The sequence below is a fragment of the Nocardia higoensis genome (genome assembly GCF_015477835.1).
Lineage (GTDB): Bacteria > Actinomycetota > Actinomycetes > Mycobacteriales > Mycobacteriaceae > Nocardia > Nocardia higoensis_A.
This window is the reverse complement of sequence record NZ_JADLQN010000031.1, coordinates 1-280: the sequence shown is the minus strand read 5'-3', so window position 1 is coordinate 280 and position 280 is coordinate 1. Positions and strand designations below refer to the sequence as shown.

The window sequence follows — 280 nt, the reverse complement described above, 5'->3', positions numbered from 1 at the left end:
ACCGGTCCTCTTAACCTTCCGGCACCGGGCAGGCGTCAGTCCGTATACATCGTCTTACGACTTCGCACGGACCTGTGTTTTTAGTAAACAGTCGCTTCTCTCTGGTCTCTGCGACCCAACCCAGCTCCGAGAGCAAGTCTCGTCACCAGATCAGGTCCCCCTTCTCCCGAAGTTACGGGGGCATTTTGCCGAGTTCCTTAACCACAGTTCTCTCGATCGCCTCGGTATTCTCTACCTGACCACCTGTGTCGGTTTGGGGTACGGGCCGTGTACCAACTCA

1 rRNA gene is annotated in these 280 nt (G+C 56.1%); it reads right to left on the bottom strand.

Annotation, left to right across the window (positions count from 1 at the left end):
* Positions 1–280, bottom strand: a 23S ribosomal RNA gene (locus tag IU449_RS28735); the annotation flags it as partial.